Raw genomic sequence first — 16,832 nt, 5'->3', positions numbered from 1 at the left:
TCTGTTTGCTGTACGCAAAAGCTGTTTCCGGGTTACACCGTCTTGCAGCAGCAACCGTCCTGTGCCTCTTCTTTGGCGCCGCACCCGCACTGGCCGCGGGCGGCTCCGGGGGCAGCGGTCTGACCACGACGTCAACCACCGCCGCGTCGTCCACGACCACCACCACGACGAGCACCAGCACAGCCACCACGACCACCACCTTCACCGGCGCGAGCACCACCGCCGGCGCGAGCACCAAGCCACCGGCCAAGCGCCGCGCCTGGCGGGTGCTCTCGCGGGCGCTCGGCAGCCGCATGCTCTCGCTGGGCATGTCGGGCACCGACGTCATGGTGCTCCAGCACGACCTCACGGCGCTCGGCTTTGCCGTGCGCGCCAGCGGCAACTTCAACCGCCTGACCCTGCTGCGCCTGAAGCAGGGTCAGCGCCACTACCGCCTGGTCGTCGACGGGGTCGCGGGACCGCAATCGATCTCCACGCTCAAGCGCCTGCTGAACCGCAGGCTGCACATCGCCGAGAGCAAGCAGGCCACCAAGCAGCTGGCCAGTGGCGTCGCGGTCACCGCCACCGACCCCGCCGCGCCGCTGCCGGCCGGCGACTCAGGGCTGACCGGTGGGGTCGGCCTGGGGACGGCGACCAGCACCGGGACCACCGGCACCGGCTCCACCACGACGGGCGCCACGACGAGCACCACCACCACGGCCCAGGTGCCCAAGGCCACGCTCGTCGACGGCCTGGCGGTTCCCGCCCCCGGGACGCCGCAGGGGATCGTCACGATGCTCGATGCCGCCAACAGCATCGCCTTTGACCCCTACATCTACGGCGGCGGGCACGCGTCCTTCAACTCGCCCGGCTATGACTGCTCGGGCTCGGTCAGCTTCGTGCTGCACGCCGGGGGCCTTTTGGCAACGCCGCTTGACTCCGAGCAGTTCCTGCAGTACGGCCTGCCGGGTCGCGGCAAGTGGATCACGATCTACACCAACGGCCCAACCCACGCCTACATGGAGATCGACGGGCTGTGGTTTGACACCGCCGCGCAGACGGCGCTCAACGGCAACGACCGCTGGTCGCCCACCCGGATCGGGGAGCCTGGCTACGGGCACTTCGTGGCCCGTCATCCACAGGGTTTCTAGGCCGCGGGCGCGCTGGGCCCGCCAGGGCCAGAGAAATGCTGCTGGGAGAGGGCTGCGAGGGGTAGCATTGGGAGCGTGTCAGCCCTAGCGGACCTCTACACCGTCCCGCCCGAGCACGTCGAGCTGCGCGACACCATCCGCCAGATCGCGCGCGAGCGCATCGCCCCGCGCGCGGCCGAGATCGACCGCGAAGCCAGCTACCCGCACGATCTGCGGGCGCTGTTGGGCGAGCAGGACATCCTTGGCCTGCCGTTTGAGCCCGAGTACGGCGGCACCGGCACCGGCACGCTGATGCTGAACATCGCCGTTGAGGAGATCGCCAAGGCGGACGCGTCAACGGCGCTGATCCTGATGATCCAGGACCTCGGCACCCTGCCGATCCGCCTGCACGGCTCCGAGGAGCTAAGGCGCCGGTTTTTGCCGCGCTGCGCCACCGGCGAGCTCTCACCGGCCTTTGCGCTGTCTGAGGCCGAGGCGGGCTCGGACGCCGGCGGGCTGCAGACCACGGCCACCCGCGACGGCGACGAGTGGGTGATCAACGGCAGCAAGGCCTGGATCACCAACAGCGGCATCGCCGACTTCTACTGCGTGTTTGCGGTCACCGACCGCAGTGCCGGCCACGCGCACGGCATCACCGCCTTCGAGGTCGAGGCCGACCGGCCAGGCTTCAGCGTCGGCAAGCTCGAACACAAGCTCGGCATCCGCGCCTCGCCAACGGGATCGCCGGTGTTTGACAACGTGCGCGTGCCACAGGCCAACGTGATTGGAGAGGTCGGGCAGGGGTTCAAGGTGGCGATGAGCACGCTCGACCGCTCCCGCCTGGGGGTCGCCGCGCAGGCGCTCGGCATCGCCCAGGGCGCAACCGACTACGCCGTCGCCTACGCGCGCGAGCGCCGTGCCTTCGGCCAGCCGATCAACAGCTTCCAGGGCATCCAGTTCAAGCTGGCCGACATGGAGACCAAGTGCGCGGCCGGCCGCGAGCTGCTCTACCAGGCCTGCTGTCGGGCTGATCGCGAGGACCCGGAGCTCGGCAAGTACTCGGCGATGGCCAAGCTCTTCTGCTCCGACACGGCCATGGAGGTGACCGTCGAAGCGGTTCAGGTCCTCGGGGGCTACGGTTATGTCAATGACTATCCGGTTGAGCGGATGATGCGCGACGCGAAGATCACCCAGATTTACGAGGGCACCAACGAGATTCAGCGTCTGGTGGTGGCACGCAGCCTGCGCTAGAGCCATGCGACGCCTTCCGACCAGACAGACACCGGCCAGCGCTCGCACGATCCTGCTCTCGGCGCTGGCTGCGCTGGTGTCCGGGTTCGGGATCTTCGCGGTGGCGACCGGGCTGCGTGCGACCGGGCTGCTGCGCGTTGTCGAGCTGATCTCGGTGATCGTGCTCGGCGCGAGCGTGGTGACCAGTGTGATCGTGCTCTCGCTGGTGCACTTCGCCAACTGGCAGTCGCCGGCCTCAGAGGATGACTTCGAGGCGCTGGTGCAGCGTACCGAGCGCCTCGCCGCCGATGACCCGTGGGGCTATGACGAACCGTTCGAGCTGGGTGACACGGAGGAGCAGGACGCGCTGGTGGCTGACAGCGACGAGGACTTCCGGGCGCTGGTGCGTATGGCGGTCGACGAGCTGCCGCTCGAGTTCCATCGCGCGCTTGAGCACGTCGCGATCGTCGTCTCCGACGGCGGTGCGGCTGTGCGCACAGGGCCTGGGCGCCGCGGCGCCTACGGCCTCTACCAGGGCGACACGGTGGTCCAGAACTACTTCCACGACCGCATCGTGATCTTCCGCGACACGCTCATGCGCGACTTCGGTCACGACCCCGAGCTGCTGCGCGAGCAGGTCACACGCACGCTGCGCCACGAGCTCGCCCACCACCTCGGCTGGAACGAGCGCGGCGTCGGCGGGCTCGGTCTCTAGTCGCGGGTGTGCTTCGGCGGCCGGCGCGTGCTGAGCGCGTTGATCGAGCCGACCCAAGAGGACGCGGGGGTCTTGGTGTGCTCGGCCCGAAGCCGAGCTTCGGTTCTGTCAGGTCCTGCAAGCTTGAGCCGTGGGGAGGATGAACCCCACCGCGACGGGTAGGGGTCAGACGTGCCGCTGGTCCTAGGTGCAATGCCTGACCCGCGGGCTGCGATCCCCGAAGCGGCGCGGCCGCGAGCAGCGCTCGCGCGAGCGATCGGCAAAGCCGACGGCCACTGCCTGTGAGCCCCGCGGACCGCCTCTGGCCCCCAAATCGGGGCCGCAGGGCGAGCTTTGTGCATTTGGGGCGATGGGAGCGCCCGAAATGCACAAAACTCCTGGGAGCGGGGAGGTTTGGGGGCTAGCGGAGTGTCTCGCAAATAGCTGTGGCTTGTGGTAGGGCGAGCTGTGCGCTCTGCCACTGCTGCTTTGTCGCTGGCCGAGGGCCAGCGAGAGCTACTTTTGACTTCCTCCCCTTCCGTAAGGACGGGGAGGAAGTCAACACCTAAAACTGAGACACCACGCTAGCGACGCTCGGGCCAAAGGCGGTAGCGCAAAAACAGGGTGCCCGCGTGCTCAAGCACGCCCGCCAGCTGGGCACGGGTAGGCGCTTGCGGCGCTGCTCCGCTGAGCAGCGCCGCACCCGACGCTCCCCCCACCAGCCTCGGCGCCAGCGTCAGCCACAGCTCGTCAGCCAGCCCGGCGGCGAGCAGCGCGCCAAACAGGGTCGGCCCGCCCTCGCACAGCAGCAGCTTCACGTCGTCGTCTGCGCGCAGCGTGCGCAGCGCCTGGCCAAGCGGTGCCAGCGGCGCGTGGACGACGGTCGCGGCCAAGCGGGCCGCGACCGGAGGGTCAGGCGAGAAGATCAGGGCGCGCGCTTCGGGCGCCGCAAACAGCGGCACGTCGAGCGGGACCTGGCCGCTTGAGCTGATGCTGACCAGCAGCGGCTCGGCCGGGCGGCCCTGCGCCAGCCGCCGCGCGCGGCGCTCGGGCGCCGGCAGCATCCGCTTGTAGCGCTCGGCCGCGAGCGTGCGCGGGCCGGCAAGGACGGCGTCTGCGCGCTCGCGCAGGGCGTAGAAGAGCTCGCGGTCGGCGCCGCCTGAGAGCCCGCGCGAATCCGGCCCGATGGTGGTGTGACCGTCGAGGCTGGTCACGAAGTTGACCAGCGTGTAGGGGCGCTCTGACCGCTCTGGCACGGCTGCCTGCATCAGCGCCTCGACGTGCGTGCGCGCGTCCGTCGGGCCGCCGGGCGGGAGCAGCTGTCGGTAGGCTGTGGCTTCCACGGGGGAGAAAGGTAGCCTGAGCGCCATGCAGCCTGACCAATCGATCAAGCCGGACCGCAACCTTGCACTCGAGCTGGTGCGCGTGACTGAGGCGGCGGCGCTGGCCGCCGCGCGTCACATCGGGCGCGGCGACAAGGAGGCGGCCGACCAGGCCGCCGTCGACGCGATGCGTCAGGTGCTCGACACGGTCGCGATGGATGGCGTGGTCGTGATCGGCGAGGGGGAGAAGGACGAGGCGCCGATGCTCTACAACGGTGAGCATGTCGGTGACGGCACCCCACCCCTCGTCGACGTGGCCGTGGACCCGGTCGAGGGCACGCGCCTGACCGCGATGGGGATGCCGAGCGCGCTCACCGTGATCGCCCTGTCAGAGCGCGGCGCGATGTTCGACCCGGGTCCCTGCGTGTACATGGAGAAGCTTGCCGGCGGGGCAGACATCGTGGACCTCCTTGACCTCGAGCGGCCGCTGACCGAGACGCTTGCGCTGGTCGCCGAGCGCCGCGGCGCCAGCATCCGCGACCTGACCGTGGTGATGCTCGACCGCCCCCGCCACCACGAGCAGATGGCGGCGGTGCGCGCGGCCGGCGCGCGCGTGCGCCTGATCGTCGACGGCGACGTCTCCGCCTGCCTGCTGGCGGCCTCCGAGAACTCGCCCGTCGACATTCTGTGGGGGATCGGCGGCACACCGGAGGGCGTGATCTCAGCGGCCGCGATGAAATGCCTCGGCGGTCAGCTGCTCGGGCGCCTGTGGCCGCGTGACGACGATGAGCGCGAGCGTGCCGTGGCGGCAGGCTACGAGCTCGGCCGGGTGCTCACCAAGGATGACCTGGTCAAGGGCAACCACGTGTTCTTCGCGGCCACCGGGGTCACCGACGGTGACGTCCTGCAGGGTGTGCGCTACGGCCGCGGTGGCGTTGCGACCACCGAGTCGCTGGTGATGCGCACGCGGTCGGGCACCGTGCGACGGATCAGCGCGCGCCACGACCGTGCCAAGCTGCGCGAGCTGAACGCCGGCTTCGACATCTGAGGACGCGCGGGCGGGTTGCCGGGCCGGTGCCGACGGCGCCCTCAGCGCAGGTCGCGCAGCCGTCCGATGCGCGACTCTGCTAGCTGCAGGCGGGCGAGCGAGCGCAGGAAGGCGTGCGTGACCAGAACGTGCACCACGGCCTGCGTGGCGCGGTACACCGGCGTCCCCAGGCGCGAGGCGATGGACGGGTAGAAGTTAGCCACCTCGACGTCCACGTCGAGGCTGGCGGGCTCGCCCGCGGTGCTGCCGCGCTGCACGCGGATCGCCAGATACCCGCTGCCACGCCCGGCGCGGGAGACCAGCAGCCCGTCGCGGATCGCCCAGGTGATGCTGGCGTGGTCGCGCTCGAGCACGTAGCGGGGCGGGTCGAAGCGCAGCAGCGTCAGCGGCCTTGAGAACAGCACCACGTTGCGCTCGTGCCGGCCGTAGCGCACGCGGACGATGCCGAGCGTCGCCTTTGTCAGAAAGCGCCAGTAGGTCCGCCCGAGGTTCTCGAGCTGCGCCGGGTTCCAGAGCTCCTCGAGCCGTGCGCTGGGAAGCTCCAGGTGCGCTGACTGCACAGAATGCACGGAGCCGTCGGGGGCCACCAGCGTGCAGTGACGCGGCGAGACGATCGACGCACGCCCCGGCAGGCGCCGGCGACGGCGGTCGCGGGCAAGCAGCCAGGCGAGCAGGGCGCACAGCGATGCGACGACCGTCTTCACAAGGTCGATTGTGCATCACCCGAGCTTCGCGACCGGCCAGCGCCGCGTCCGTGCGCGGACGTGCAATATTTCAGGGAGATGACCAAGGCACGTCCACCTGCGCGGCTCGCGGCTACAGACCGGCGGGCTGGCGGCCGTTTAGTGGATCAGTGGCTGTCGCCGAAGTAAGATTGCCCCATGGTTGAGTGGGTGGACTGCGCGTCGCGACGCGGGCGCCGCCACCTTTCGAGCTGTCGGGGTCGGCCCGGCCGCTGGAAACACGACGGAAACGGAACCAGATGTCAGTAGCGGAACTGCAGGAACTTGAAGAGGTCAAGGCGCTCGTCAACCGCGGTCAGCAGCTTGGCGTGCTCACGTTCTCCGAGATCAGTGGCGCGGTCGCCGAGCTGGACCTCGACGACAGCGACATCGAGGAGCTCCACGGCTTCCTCGAGCGGGCGGAGATCGAGCTGGTCGAGGAGGTCGATCCGGCGATCGCAGAGGCAGAGGTCGAACGCGCGCCCGACAAGCGCGGCCGCCGCCGCGCCAAGGGAGCGCTGGATCTCAAGCCGGACATGACCACCGACTCGCTGCAGCTGTTCTTGAAGGACATCGGCAAGGTGCGCCTGCTCACCGCCCAGGAGGAGGTCGACCTGGCCAAGCGGATCGAGCGCGGTGACCTCGACGCCAAGCAGAAGATGGTCGAGTCAAACCTCCGTCTGGTGGTCTCGATCGCGAAGAACTACCGCAACCAGGGCCTGCCGTTCCTGGACCTGATCCAGGAGGGCACACTCGGGCTGGTGCGGGCCGCGGAGAAGTTCGACTACCGCAAGGGCTTCAAGTTCTCCACCTACGCCACCTGGTGGATCCGGCAGGCGATCGCGCGGGCGCTGGCTGACAAGGCACGCACGATCCGCATCCCCGTGCACGTGGTTGAGAAGCTCAACAAGATCGGTCGTGCCGAGCGCAAGCTCGTGACCGAGCTGGGGCGTGAGCCGACCGCCGAGGAGATCGCTGAGGTCACCGGGATCGAGCCCGACGAGGTCGAGTCGATCAAGCGCTCGGCGCAGGCGCCGGTGTCGCTTGAGAAGCCGGTCGGCGACGAGGAGGAGTCGGAGTTCGGGCAGTTCATCGCCGACGAGCGCGCCGAGTCACCGTATGAGCGTGCTGCCGAGATCCTCACCAAGGAGGCTCTGCGCGAGGCACTCGAGAACCTGAGCTACCGGGAACGGCGTGTGCTCGAGCTGCGCTATGGCCTCGGTGGCGAGCACCCGCGCACCCTGGATGAGGTCGGGCGGACGTTCAACGTCACCCGCGAGCGCATCCGCCAGATCGAGAACCAGTCGCTCAAGAAGCTGCAGTCGCTCGCCGAGGCCCAGAAGCTCCGCGACGTCGCCTAGGAGCGGGCCAAGCGCAAGCCCGAGCGCTCGCTTCAGACTCTGAAGCGAGCGCTAAACTCTGCCTGCAAGATGTCTTCGCCCGATACCTGTCCGGTCTGCCGAACCGCCGAGGTGGTGTGCGGCAAGTGGACGCTTTTGCTCGTCAAGGAGCTGGCAGAGGGACACTCGCGGTTCTGCGAGCTGGAACGCGAGCTCGAGGGCATCAGCCCACGCACGCTGTCGCTGCGGCTGCGGGCACTCGAGGAGGAGGGGATGGTGGTTCGCTCGACCTTCCCCGAGGTGCCGCCCCGGGTCGAGTACGCGCTCACCGAGAAGGGCGCAGCGCTCGTGCCGCTGATCGAGGACATGCGGGCCTACGGGCTGCGCTGGTTGAGCGACGAGTTTGGCCGGCCGCTGCCGGAGCCTGAGCAGGTCGCGTCCGGCTGGCAGCTTGAAGCGCTGGCGAGTTCCTGAAACGGGCGCGCCCCAAGCGGCCTTGGCGGCGCTGCAAACAGCCTCTCACAGGCAGGACGCGCGGCCTCGGTGCCGAACTGGCAGGGCGTGAGAAACCCGACTCTTCATGGCCTGCTTGAGGCCTTCACGACCGCCGCGGGCATACGCTTCGAGCGCGCCGTCGCCGCCGGTGACGAGGTTCCCTTTGATGTCATCGCAAGTGGCGACACCTACCGTGCGCGGCCGGCGCTTTACTGCTACCGGCCGCTGACCGGCCACTACATCGGCGAGCGTCTGGAGCTCCTGGTGGAGCTTGAGACCTTCCTGCCGGTTTGCCGGACGCTGGCGGGCCTGGGCGGACTGGAGCTCTACCTGCGGGCCGGCGGGCACGAGCTCGTCCCGGAGACCTCGCGCGAACAGGCCGAGCTGGTCGTGGTGCAGTTCCTGACCAGGGTGTATGACGAGCGGATCGACTTTGTGCCAGACGAGCAGCGCTTTGCCGCAGTCTACGACGAGCTCGAGCAGGCGATCTACCAGGGCCGTCACGTGACCGAGGTCGTGGTCGCGTTGCTCGGCCTGGATCTGGATCCAGGCACGGATGAGCTGGCGCTGGCCGACGGCGTCTCGCTGCAGCGTGTCCGAACCCTGGCAGGCGCGCCGGCCGAGCTGCTGGCCGGCGGCTCGCAGCCGCCGCTGCTGTTGGTGCTGCGGGTGGCGCACGAGCGCGACGCGCAGCCGTCGAGCGCGTTCGCACGCGCCAGGCTGCGGCGGGTGCTGACCGCACTGCGCCTCTTTGAACGCGGCGACTTCGCGCTGAGCGCCGTCGGCCACTGGCGCGTCGACGGGGGATCCTGGACGCCGGTCGCGATCGGCGCGACCGGGCGCTCGCGGCAGCTGACCCTGATTCCGCGCTCCGCCGAGGACGAGCTGCGCGGCTTCTGTAACCTGATCGGCCGGCGTCTGGCGCCTTCGGCCCACAGGCACGGTCCCGACAGGTCAGGCGCGGGGGAGATCTCTTGGGCGCTTGCGCGCTTTGAGATGGGTTGCGAGCGCGACACGCTCTACGAGGGGCTCAGCGACCACCTGCTGGCGCTGCGGGCGTTGCTGGAGCCCGAGGGACCGGCCAGCGGGCGCTTGGCTCAGCGGCTTGCGATGATCTGCGCCACCGCGGAGGAGCGGACGGCGCTCGCCGCGCGGACCGCGCGCGCGATCGCGCTGGAGCGCTCGGTGATCACCGGCATGATCGCCGACGACGCCACCAGCCTCGAGCTCGTCACCGAGCTCGTCGACAACCTGCGCGCGATCCTGCGCGACGTGCTCTGTGGCCACCTCGACGCCGACCTGTGCACGGTCGCCGACGAGCTCATCGGCCAGGCTGCCGACGAGCTTGAAGCCGTGCTGGTTTGAGCGCCACGCGCGTCGGGTGCGGGAGCCACCGCGAGTCGACGTCTGTGGCGTCGCGAGCCCCAGCGTGGCCGGACGGCGCCCGCTGTCAGCACCGTTGCGGTGGGCGGCTGGGCAGAATGCTGGCGGGCACGGCCGGGTGGCGGGAGTCAGGCCAAGGATTGTCCCAGCCTATGGCGACGGTGGATCGCCTTTAGTCTTGGTAGGCGCGGCCACGGGGCAGGATGCGCATCACGACCAGGACGCGGGCCTGGGTGTCGAGCGTGAGGCGAACACGGCAGTCACCGACCCGCAAGCGTGATTGCTGGCTGCCGGTCAGCTTGCGCAGCGCGGCGCTGCCCAGCCGATCTTCTGCGAGCGCCAAGAGGGCGGCGGTGACCCGCTGGCGGATCGGTGGGTCGAGACGGCGCAGGTCGCGTTGAGCGGCGCGCGTCAGTTCGACGTGCCAGGGCTCGTCGGTCACTCGAACTCGCGCATCGCTTCTTCAAGCGACACGGTGCGTCCGGCGGCCAAGTCAGCGTTCGCCTCGGCCATCGCAGCCTCTTCCTCCGGCGTGACGGGCTCGTCATCGATAGGGGCGTCACGGAACGCGACGACCAGCGGATCGGCGCGCCGGTCAAGCAGCCGCAGCGTCTCGGCGGCTTCGTCCTCGGTGAGCGTCTCGACTCGTTCGCGGAGCTGTTCTTTGGCGGTCATCACCCTCCAAACGGTAGCTCGATAAGGGTCGCGCGGCGCATCCTTTAGGACAGGAGCCCGCGCTCGTGATCGTCCGCTGTCACGACCGGTCGCCATCGCCGTCGGTGGCGCCGCTGTAGCCGGCGTCGGCATCCTGGCGTTGGCGTGGCGGCGTGTTGCTGGCGGCTGGGTGCGTGGCGGCGTGGACGGCTTTGAGGCTTTGCAGGAAGACGTGCGTGTAGATCTGGGTGGTCGATAGCTCGGCGTGGACGCGCGCCGGTGAGATACCGGTCGACCCATTCGAGAGCGCGCTCGCTGATCGTGATGATCCGGTCACGCCCACTCTTCCCCTCAGGGACCGTCAGCAGACTGCGGGCCGGGTCGATATCACCGGTCCGGAGGCGGCAGAGCTCGGAGCGGCGGATCCCGGTCGAGTAGAGCAGCTCCATGATCGTGCGGTCACGCAACCCAAGTAGATCGCTCAGGTCAGGGAGCGCGAGCACGGCCTCGACCTCGGCGTGCGCGAGGATCGTCTGCGGCAACCTGCGCTTGACCCTTGGCGGCACGAGCCAAGCGGCCGGTTGACCAGCCTCCTGTTGGTTTTCGCCAACCATCGGAACAGGCCCTTGGCCGCCGTCGGTGTACGGTCAGCGGCATGTTTCACGCCGAGCTGCGAATGGGCATGCACGTCGTGCGCCGCTTCAACCTCGCTGACATCGAGCTGTGGCACGGCTTCATCGAGCCGCTTTTGGGCGGCGCGGACTTTGAGCTCGAGGGCCACGAGTTCAGCCCGCGCGAGACGCAGATGACGATCTACGAGGGGCCGGCGCTGCGTCCCGACCAGCTGGCGCTCGGGCATGGCTGGCAGAACGCCGAGCGCAGCGGCAACGACGTCACCGCGCGCGTGCTCGCCACCGCCCGCGAGCATCTCAGCAAGCGCGCGGCCGAACCGTTGACAGACGACCAGGCGGGTCGCTCTGAACAGCTGAGGGAGCGGCTGCTGGGCCGGCTGTCGGCCGGCCCAGCAGCCGCTCCGGACATCCTCGCCCTCGCCGCGGAGCTGGCGGGCGAGCGCTCACCGGCGGCGTGCGAGCAGCTGGCGGCACAGGCGGTGTGGGAGCTGCTTGCGCTGGGGCGCTGCGAGCTTGTCCCGGCCCGCCCGCAGCCGCGGGACGCAGGCGGCGCTCAGAACAGCGGCAGATAATCGACAACGGTGCCGGCTTCAAGCTCACCTGCGCCCGCCCGAATCCGCGCGAGTCCATCGCTTGAGGCCAGCTCGGCGAGCTGGTGTGACTGCTGTCCCCGCAGCGGCTCCAGTTCGCCGCCGCGCCCGCGCCTGACGCGTATCAACTGGTCGCGCCTGGGGTCGGCGCGGACGCTGTGTGCGAGCGTGCCGGCGACGTAGTGCGGACCCGGATCGGTGGCGCTCTGCAACGCAGCCAGCGCGGGGCGCACGAAGAGCGCGAAGCAGACCAGCGCCGAGACAGGGTTGCCGGGCACACCGAACACGAGCGTGCACCGGCCGTCGGGGTGTTCGCGCACACCGAAGCTGAGTGGCTTGCCCGGCTTCATGGCCACCTTCCAGAAGAGCTCGCCCACCCCCAGCTCGGCCATCACCGAACGGACCAGGTCGTGGCCGCCCATCGACACGCCGCCGGTGCTGATCAGCACGTCGTGGTCGAGCGCCCGCGCCAGCAGCTGCCGGTGCTGGCGGCCGGTGTCGGCCGCTGTCTGATAAAGCGTCACGCTCGCCCCAGCGGTCCTCAGGGCAGCGTGCAGCATCGGCGTGTTGGAGTTGTATATCTGCCCTGGGGCGAGCAGCTCGCCAGGGTCGCGAAGCTCGCTGCCGGTGGCCAGCAGCGAGACGCCTGGCAGCCGGCTGCAGGGCACGCTGGTCAGCCCCAGTGCCGCCGCCGCGCCGATGTGAGCAGGGGTGATGCAGGTGCCTGTGGTGAGCGTCACAGCTCCCTGCTTGACATCGCTGCCGGCCTCACGGATCGCGTTCTGATAGCCCACCGGCTCGCGCACCGTGATCGCCTCGGTGCCAGCGTCAGGCACCCACTCGACCGGCACGATCGCGTCCGCGCCATCCGGGACCACGGCACCGGTGGAGATGAGCACCGCTTCGCCGTCTGTGAGCGGCCGGTCGTAGGGCGCCCCGGCGGCGGACTCGCCGACGATGCGCAGCCGGCCCGGGGTGTTGGCGTGACGTACCGCAAAGCCGTCGAGTGCCGATGCCCTGAACGGTGGCAGGTCAATCCTCGCCACGAGGTCGCTTGCGAGGTAGCGCCCGAGGCTCTCAGGCAGCGGGACCGGCTCGGCTGTGAGCGGCGTGACCTGCGCCAGGATCAGCTCGAGCGCGGCGTCAACGGCAAGCAGGTCGTGCTCGTCGCGTTCAGTCACCGAAAAGCTCCTGTTGCATGGCGAACAGGCCGCTGGCGTCGCTCAGCCGCTCGTCCAGGTCGGGCACGACCAGCAGCGGTTGCTCGCCCAGGCCCTCGCGCAGGCGCCTGATGTTGGCGCGGTCACGGGTCGCGAGGACCTCGTGATCACGGGCGCAGGCCAGCAGACGGTCCGCCAGGTCGGCGGCCAGCTTGCCGTCCAGGCCCGCCCGCGTCCCTGCGTGAATCGCCGGCGCGACGCGATTGACGATCGTGCCCACAAACGGCATTTTGCTCGCACGCAGGGTTTCGCGAAACGCGATCGCCTCCTGCACCGGACGGTCCTCGGCGGTGGTGACGAGCACAAACCCGGTCGTGTCCGCGTGCAGCAGCTCTTCGACCCTGGCTGCGCGGGCCGTGAAATCGCCCGCCATGCCGCCGAGCAGGCTCAGGAAGCGGGTGAGGTCCGTCAGCAGATCGACGCCGGTGACGAGCCGCAGGGCGCTGAGCAGAGGCGTCGCACCGATCCCGAGCAGGCGCATGCCGAGCCCGGTTGGGCGTATCAGAGCCTGCAGCGCGCCACCGCCGAGGAAGGCGTTGAGGCGGCCCGGGGCATTGAGAAACTCGGTGGCGCTGTGCGCCGGCGGCGTGTCGAGCACGAGCAGGTCGTAGTCCTCCTGTGCCAGCTCGTAGAGCTTCTCGATGGCGGTGAACTCCTGGGAGCCGGCAACGGCGCTTGAGAGTTGCCGGTAGACGCCGTTGCGCTTGATCTCCGCGGCGCGCTCAGGGCTCGGTGAGACGCGGTCAATCAGCTCGTCGAAGGTGCGCTTGGGGTCGAGCATCACCGCCCAGAGCTCGCCTTTGATGTCCGGCAGCCCCGCGTCGTTGAGCCGCTTTGAGCCGGGAGCGAACACGCGCTGGGGCTCGTTGTCCAGGGTCTCAAGCCCCAGCGCTTCAGCCAGCCGCCGGGCCGGGTCAATGGTCACCACGACGACCTTCTGGCCGCGCATCGCCATGCCGATCGCCAGCGTCGCGGCGGTGGTCGTCTTGCCCACGCCGCCGGCCCCCACGCAGACGCAGATGCGCCGCCCGGCGAGCAGCTGTTCGGCGCCCATGGCACGCGCATGCTTGTGGTCGCTCACGCGCTAGTTGCCTCCCACGAGCTGCGCATCCAGCTCGGCCGCAAGCAGCGCCACCTGGGGCAGCTTCAACTCCGGCTCAAACAGGTAGGGGAGGGTGAGCAGCCGGTCTGGGAAGGCGAGTCGCAGGCGCTCCTCCTGTCGCTCCTGGGAGCGTGCGCGGGCGTGCTCGGCGAGCGCCGCGTCGAGGATCGTGCGCAGCTCTGTCGAGGTCCGGCCACGGTTTCGCAGCGCCTCGAGCGTGTGCGTGTCGGCGTCGCTGAAGCGCCGTGGATAGAGCGCGTTGAGGATGACGGCGTGGAGCTTCAGAGGGTCCGGTCCCCGCTTGAGCGAGTCCTGCAGCTCGAGCGTCTCAGTGACCGGCATCTCCTCGGCCGTGGTGACGGCGAGCACGGCTGTGAAGTCGGGATCGGCGAAGGTCTGTGCGATCGTTCGCGCCTGGTGTGCGATCGGACCGACGCGCGCGATCTCGGCGAAGGTGCGGGGCGCGCGCAGCAGCGCCGCCCCGTGACCGGAGGCGGGTGCGTCAACCACCACCAGATCGTAGGGCTCGGCGTCGGCGGTGCGGCGCTCGTGCTGCGCCAACTCCCAGAACTTGCCCATGCACAAAAGCTCGCGCATGCCCGGTGTTGCCATCGCAAAGGCGGCGAAGAGGTGGCTCTGGCGCAGCAGATGAGCGGCTGGGGCCGGGACCTGGACGCTCAGGTACTGCTCCATGGCCGACTGCGGGTCGATCGAAACGTGCATCAGCCCCGGCGCGACCTCGACCTCGCGCGTGTCGCCGCTGCCTTGGAGGTCGGCGACCAGCGTTCTGCGACCGGATGACGCCGCGGCCTGTGCGAGCGCGAACGCGACGGTCGTCTTGCCGACGCCTCCCTTCCCGGTGAGGAAGATCAGGCGGCGGCTGAGCAGCGAGGGTTCCGGCACGCCTGCAACATAGCCGAGCGGCCGCCCGGGCTGCGGCCGCCCGCGGGCACCGGCCGCGTTAGCAGGAATCGCAGGCTGGGCTGCGAATACAGGCGGCGTATGCGTCTGTCAGCAAACCGCCCGCATTTGGAGGAACGCCCGTGACGGGAAGCCTCGAGGTGATCGCGTTCGCCAACCAGAAGGGCGGCGTAGCGAAGACCACCACCACGCTCAACCTTGCCGCGGCATTCGCCGAGCAGGGCTACCGCGTGCTCTGCTGCGACATGGATCCTCAGGGGAACCTGACCATGTCTCAAGGCATCGACCCGGACAACCTCAAGGAGTCGATGTATGACGTGCTCGTCAACAAGATGCCGATCAGGCAGGTGATCCACAAGCGTGAGGTTGACGTGGCCTGCGCCTCGATCGATCTGGCTGGGGCTGAGATCGCGATGTCGACGATGATCGGCCGTGAGCGCTCGCTCGAGCGGGCGCTGCGTGAGGTTTCAGAGGACTACGACTACTGCTTCATCGACACGCCACCGAGTCTCGGCCTGCTGACGATCAACGCGCTTACCGCCGCCAGCCGGGTTATCGTGCCGGTGCAGTGTGAGTACCTATCGATGCGCGGGCTGATTCAGCTGCAGAACACATTGGCGATGATCCGCGAGAACCTCAATCCGAACGTGGAGATCCAGGGCATCCTGCCGACCATGGTCGACACCCGCACGCTGCACGCCAAGGAGGCGATCGAGCTCCTCGAGGAAAACTTCGGTGATCGTGTGTTCGCTTCAAGGATTCGTAAGACCGTGCGCTTCGCCGAAGCGCCGGTGAAGGGCATGTCGGTGCTCAAGTACGAACCGGACGGGATCGCCGCGCACTCCTACCGTCAGCTCGCTAAGGAGGTCCTGGCCAATGCCCACCGCTAAACGCGCGAGCATGCGTGAGGGGCCGCTTTCGCAGCTCTTCCGCAAGACCGTGGAAGACACGGCAGCCCAGCTCGACCGTCAAGCAGCGCCCGCCGAGGCGCCGGAGCCCGAGGCGCCCGCCGCCCCGACACAGGCGCGTACGCTGCCGCATCCCTCGCTGGCCCCGTCCGCGCCGCTGAGCGCACCGGGTGAACACGGTGTTGGCACCGGACAGCCGCGGCTGCCGGGTGTGCCCACGCCCCAACAACGGCTGGAGCTGGCGTTCGCCGTCGACATGCCGGAGAGCCTGATGGATCCGCCGGCCGCCGGCGACGAGCCGCAACGGCCGGTCCCGATCGAGGATGTCTACGCGCGGCCGCAGACCCACTTTGAGTCGGTGTCCAGTTCACTGCGCCCGGTCGGGCGGCCGGTGATCCGGGTGGTTGGCGTCGGCGGCGCCGGCGTGAACGCGGTCAACCGCATGATCGAGGCTGACATCGAGGGCGTTGAGTTCATCGCCATCAACACCGACCTGCAATCGCTGCAGACTTCGGCGGCGAGCACCACGCTGCACATCGGCGAGGCGATCACCCGCGGTCTCGGCTCCGGCTCGAACCCTGACCTGGGCAGGCAGGCCGCGCGCGAGGAGCACGACCAGATCAAGGCGCTGCTGCGGGGTGCCGACCTGGTCTTCATCGCCGCGGGCGCCGGGGGCGGAACCGGCACCGGCGCCGCGCCGGTGGTGGCCGAAATTGCGCGTGAGCTGGGGTCGCTGACGGTCGGCATCGTCACACGCCCGTTCCAGTTCGAAGGCAGCCGTCGGCGCGAGCAGGCTGAAGCCGGCATCCAGACGCTCAAGGATGCGGTCGACACCCTGATCGTCGTGCCCAACAGCCGCCTGCTCACGGTGCTCGACCGCAACACCACGATGGTCGACGCGTTCCGCGTGGCCGATGACGTGCTGCGCCAGGGTGTGCAGGGCATCTCCGACCTGGTCACGCTTCCGGGCCTGATCAACCTTGATTTCGCCGACGTGCGCACGATCATGTCCGACGCCGGCAGCGCGCTTTTAGGCATCGGCATGGGCACCGGCGAACGTCGTGCCGTCGACGCGGCCGAGGCGGCTGTCGCCTCGCCGCTGCTCGAGACCAGCGTGGACGGTGCGCGCTCGATCCTGCTGTCGATCACCGGTGGCGCGGACATGTCGCTGTGGGAGGTCAACGAAGCCGCCAGGGCGGTGGCGGAGGCGGCCGACCCGGACGCGAACATCATCTTCGGCGCCATGGTCGACGAGAAGATCGAGGGCGGGCAGGTCTGGATCACCGTGGTCGCCACCGGGTTCGACGAGCCCAGGCCGCGCGCGCGGCTTGTGGAGCCGGCCGGCGAGCCGCGCGTTCGCCGCGGCGACGGGAGCCTTTCGCGGACCGCGCCTCGCATGGCCGAGGTGCTCGAGGTCCCGGAATTCATCCCGCGCGGATGACTTCCCTGCCGCTCACAGGTC

The 16,832-nt window shown here is 69.4% G+C and carries 18 protein-coding genes; 10 read left to right on the top strand and 8 right to left on the bottom strand.

Annotated elements, in window-relative coordinates:
- Nucleotides 1–5: 5 nt before the first annotated feature.
- The 3 genes from M3M54_RS05835 to M3M54_RS05825 all read left to right on the top strand — a co-directional run bounded on the left by M3M54_RS05835 (nucleotide 6) and on the right by M3M54_RS05825 (nucleotide 3,054).
- Complete coding sequence (locus tag M3M54_RS05835; RefSeq protein ID WP_249021244.1) at nucleotides 6–1,130, top strand: peptidoglycan-binding domain-containing protein; 1,125 nt, start codon at nucleotides 6–8, stop codon at nucleotides 1,128–1,130.
- 75 nt (nucleotides 1,131–1,205) lie between these two features.
- Complete coding sequence (locus tag M3M54_RS05830; RefSeq protein ID WP_249021243.1) at nucleotides 1,206–2,360, top strand: acyl-CoA dehydrogenase family protein; 1,155 nt, start codon at nucleotides 1,206–1,208, stop codon at nucleotides 2,358–2,360.
- 4 nt (nucleotides 2,361–2,364) lie between these two features.
- Nucleotides 2,365–3,054 (top strand): metallopeptidase family protein, encoded by a 690-nt coding sequence (locus tag M3M54_RS05825; RefSeq protein ID WP_249021242.1) that lies wholly within the window; start codon nucleotides 2,365–2,367, stop codon nucleotides 3,052–3,054.
- 563 nt (nucleotides 3,055–3,617) lie between these two features.
- On the opposite strand, the gene M3M54_RS05820 is transcribed toward M3M54_RS05825, so the two are convergent.
- A complete protein-coding gene (locus tag M3M54_RS05820) occupies nucleotides 3,618–4,376 on the bottom strand; it encodes a dihydrofolate reductase family protein (RefSeq protein WP_249021241.1) in 759 nt (252 codons plus the stop codon).
- Between the two features lie 25 nt (nucleotides 4,377–4,401).
- Here M3M54_RS05820 and glpX point away from each other — a divergent pair, with 25 nt between their 5' ends.
- Nucleotides 4,402–5,403, top strand: a complete 1,002-nt coding sequence (glpX, locus tag M3M54_RS05815; protein ID WP_249021240.1) for a class II fructose-bisphosphatase — start codon at nucleotides 4,402–4,404, stop codon at nucleotides 5,401–5,403.
- Between the two features lie 41 nt (nucleotides 5,404–5,444).
- Here glpX and M3M54_RS05810 read toward each other — a convergent pair whose 3' ends face one another.
- The gene (locus M3M54_RS05810) at nucleotides 5,445–6,107 is read right to left on the bottom strand and encodes a hypothetical protein (RefSeq protein WP_249021239.1); all 663 of its coding nucleotides are present in this window, start codon (nucleotides 6,105–6,107) and stop codon (nucleotides 5,445–5,447) included.
- Between the two features lie 278 nt (nucleotides 6,108–6,385).
- Between M3M54_RS05810 and M3M54_RS05805 the strand changes: the two genes are divergently transcribed.
- The 3 genes from M3M54_RS05805 (at nucleotide 6,386) to M3M54_RS05795 (ending at nucleotide 9,325) form a co-directional block, all read left to right on the top strand.
- The gene (locus tag M3M54_RS05805) at nucleotides 6,386–7,486 is read left to right on the top strand and encodes an RNA polymerase sigma factor RpoD/SigA (RefSeq protein ID WP_249021238.1); all 1,101 of its coding nucleotides are present in this window, start codon (nucleotides 6,386–6,388) and stop codon (nucleotides 7,484–7,486) included.
- Nucleotides 7,487–7,555: 69 nt separating this feature from the next.
- Nucleotides 7,556–7,939, top strand: coding sequence for a helix-turn-helix domain-containing protein (locus M3M54_RS05800; protein WP_249021237.1), 384 nt, complete (start codon nucleotides 7,556–7,558; stop codon nucleotides 7,937–7,939).
- Nucleotides 7,940–8,026: 87 nt separating this feature from the next.
- Entirely contained in the window at nucleotides 8,027–9,325 is a 1,299-nt protein-coding gene (locus M3M54_RS05795; protein ID WP_249021236.1) for a hypothetical protein, read from the top strand.
- Nucleotides 9,326–9,515: 190 nt separating this feature from the next.
- Here the strand turns inward: M3M54_RS05795 and M3M54_RS05790 are convergent, their stop codons facing one another.
- Genes M3M54_RS05790 through M3M54_RS16890 form a run of 3 tightly spaced genes read right to left on the bottom strand, consistent with a single transcriptional unit; the run spans nucleotide 9,516 to nucleotide 10,611 of the window.
- A complete protein-coding gene (locus M3M54_RS05790) occupies nucleotides 9,516–9,785 on the bottom strand; it encodes a type II toxin-antitoxin system RelE/ParE family toxin (protein ID WP_249021235.1) in 270 nt (89 codons plus the stop codon).
- Complete coding sequence (locus tag M3M54_RS05785; RefSeq protein ID WP_249021234.1) at nucleotides 9,782–10,018, bottom strand: hypothetical protein; 237 nt, start codon at nucleotides 10,016–10,018, stop codon at nucleotides 9,782–9,784. Before M3M54_RS05785 ends, M3M54_RS05790 begins: the two co-directional genes overlap by 4 nt.
- A 44-nt stretch (nucleotides 10,019–10,062) precedes the next feature.
- Nucleotides 10,063–10,611 carry a tyrosine-type recombinase/integrase gene (locus tag M3M54_RS16890; RefSeq protein WP_371878622.1) on the bottom strand — a complete coding sequence of 183 codons (549 nt, stop codon included), beginning with the start codon at nucleotides 10,609–10,611 and terminating at the stop codon, nucleotides 10,063–10,065.
- Nucleotides 10,612–10,652: 41 nt separating this feature from the next.
- Here M3M54_RS16890 and M3M54_RS05775 point away from each other — a divergent pair, with 41 nt between their 5' ends.
- Nucleotides 10,653–11,201, top strand: coding sequence for a hypothetical protein (locus tag M3M54_RS05775; RefSeq protein ID WP_249021232.1), 549 nt, complete (start codon nucleotides 10,653–10,655; stop codon nucleotides 11,199–11,201).
- On the opposite strand, the gene glp is transcribed toward M3M54_RS05775, so the two are convergent.
- Genes glp through M3M54_RS05760 form a run of 3 tightly spaced genes read right to left on the bottom strand, consistent with a single transcriptional unit; the run spans nucleotide 11,183 to nucleotide 14,444 of the window.
- Nucleotides 11,183–12,400 carry a gephyrin-like molybdotransferase Glp gene (gene glp / locus M3M54_RS05770; RefSeq protein WP_249021231.1) on the bottom strand — a complete coding sequence of 406 codons (1,218 nt, stop codon included), beginning with the start codon at nucleotides 12,398–12,400 and terminating at the stop codon, nucleotides 11,183–11,185. The genes M3M54_RS05775 and glp overlap by 19 nt on opposite strands.
- Nucleotides 12,393–13,520, bottom strand: a complete 1,128-nt coding sequence (locus M3M54_RS05765; protein WP_249021230.1) for an ArsA-related P-loop ATPase — start codon at nucleotides 13,518–13,520, stop codon at nucleotides 12,393–12,395. Before M3M54_RS05765 ends, glp begins: the two co-directional genes overlap by 8 nt.
- Before the next feature lie 3 nt (nucleotides 13,521–13,523).
- Nucleotides 13,524–14,444: an ArsA family ATPase gene (locus tag M3M54_RS05760; protein WP_249021229.1), complete on the bottom strand. Its 921-nt coding sequence runs from the start codon at nucleotides 14,442–14,444 to the stop codon at nucleotides 13,524–13,526.
- Nucleotides 14,445–14,584: 140 nt separating this feature from the next.
- On the opposite strand from M3M54_RS05760, the gene M3M54_RS05755 reads away from it, so the two are divergent.
- A complete protein-coding gene (locus M3M54_RS05755; RefSeq protein WP_249021228.1) occupies nucleotides 14,585–15,352 on the top strand; it encodes a ParA family protein in 768 nt (255 codons plus the stop codon).
- Nucleotides 15,339–16,811, top strand: coding sequence for a cell division protein FtsZ (gene ftsZ / locus M3M54_RS05750; RefSeq protein ID WP_249021227.1), 1,473 nt, complete (start codon nucleotides 15,339–15,341; stop codon nucleotides 16,809–16,811). Before M3M54_RS05755 ends, ftsZ begins: the two co-directional genes overlap by 14 nt.
- Nucleotides 16,812–16,832: the final 21 nt, after the last annotated feature.

The sequence above is a fragment of the Conexibacter sp. S30A1 genome, assembly GCF_023330665.1.
In the GTDB taxonomy this organism is placed as follows: Bacteria; Actinomycetota; Thermoleophilia; order Solirubrobacterales; family Solirubrobacteraceae; genus Palsa-465.
Note: the sequence above shows the minus strand (reverse complement) of the source record. Positions and strands in the feature narration are given on the sequence as shown.